Consider the following 1,742-nt stretch of genomic DNA (forward strand, 5'->3'; position numbering starts at 1 on the left):
CTGATGGAGCGGCTGCGACGGCTGTCGCTCGGGGTGGAGGTGCGCACATTGTTCGCCACCCCGGTGCTTTGCGATCTGGCCGCCAGCCTGGGCAGCCATCACGAGGTGGCGGTGCCTGCCAACCTGATCGGCGAGAAGAGCGCGGCGATCACGCCGCAGATGCTGCCGCTGATCGATCTGACCCAACAGGAGATCGACCGGATCGTGTCGACGGTGCCGGGCGGGGTCGCCAACATCCAGGATATCTATGGCCTGTCGCCGCTGCAGGACGGCATTGTGTTCCACCATCTGCTGGCCAGCCAGGGCGATCCGTATCTGCTCGTCAGTGAGATGGCCTTTGCCGATCGCGGTGTGCTCGATCGCTACCTTGCTGCGGTTCAGCAGGTGGTGGACCGGCACGACATTCTGCGCACGGCCTTTGTCTGGGAGGGACTGTCGAGCCCGGCGCAGGTGGTCTGGCGCAAGGCGGCCCTGGACGTGAGCGAGGTCGAGCTGGACGAGAATGACGGTCCCGGTCGTGAGCAGCTGAAGCGCCGGTTCGATCCGCGTCAGTATCGCATCGATCTTGGCCGGGCGCCCTTGTTGCGGTTTGTGATCGCGCGCGAGCCGGGCAGCACACGCTGGCTGCTGCTGGAGCTGCAGCATCATCTGATCGGCGATCACACGACGCTGGAGGTCATGCATGCCGAGGTGCGGGCGGTGCTGGAAGGGCGCGGGCATGCGCTGGCCGCACCGCAGCCGTTCCGCAATCTGGTGGCGCAGGCCCGTCTCGGCGTTTCGTCCGAAGAGCATGAAGCGTTCTTCCGGACGATGCTGGCCGACATCGACGAGCCGACGCTGCCGTTCGGGCTGATCGAGGTGCATGGCGACGGCAGCGGGGTTGGCGAGGCGCATCGGATGCTGCCGCAGGTGCTGAACGACCGGCTGCGGGCCCAGGCTCGGCGGCTGAGAGTAAGCCTGGCGAGCCTTTGCCATCTGGCCTGGGGCCAGGTGGTGGCGCTGAGCAGCGGGCGCGAGCAGGTGGTGTTCGCCACGGTGCTGTTCGGCCGCATGCATGCCGGTGCCGACCGCGCGATGGGCCTGTTCATGAACACCCTGCCTGTGCGGCTCGACCTCGATGGGACCGGGGTCGCGGCGAGCGTGCGCAGCACCCATGCACGGCTTGCCGAGCTGCTGGCGCACGAGCATGCCTCGCTGGCCTTGGCGCAACGCTGCAGTGGCGTTGCAGCACCGGCGCCGCTGTTCAGCGCGCTGTTGAACTACCGCCACAACACGCCGGCGGCCATGGCCGGCTCGACAACCGATGATGGTCTGTCCGGCGTGGAATGGCTGGGCGGCGAGGAGCGCACCAACTATCCGCTGAGCCTGTCGGTGGAGGATTTTGGCGAGGCGCTCGGCCTCACCGCGCAGGTGGTCGAGCCGGTCTCCGCGGATCGGGTGTGCGGCTACATGCAGCGGGCGCTCGAACAGCTGGCGGAGGCATTGGAGCGAGCTCCGAATACGCCAGTGCGCGAGCTCGACATCCTGCCGCCCGAGGAGCGCCGCTACCTGCTGGAGGAGCTGAACCGGACGGAAGCGGACTATCCGTCGGATCTGTGCATCCACGAGCTGTTCGAGGCGCAGGTGCGCCAGGCGCCCGAGGCGGTGGCGGTGGTGCATGAGGACGAGCGGGTGAGCTATGGCGAGCTCAACGCGCGCGCCAACCGGCTGGCCCATCATCTGATCGGGCTCGGGGTCAAGCC

General features: G+C 67.8%; 1 protein-coding gene. It reads left to right on the forward strand.

The window, feature by feature from the left end; translation table 11 throughout:
• The coding region (locus tag V8P77_RS34640; protein ID WP_335916754.1) for a condensation domain-containing protein at positions 1–1,742 on the forward strand (1,742 nt) is incomplete at both ends.

The organism is Rhizobium aouanii, from assembly GCF_037002925.1.
Taxonomy (GTDB): domain Bacteria; phylum Pseudomonadota; class Alphaproteobacteria; order Rhizobiales; family Rhizobiaceae; genus Rhizobium; species Rhizobium aouanii.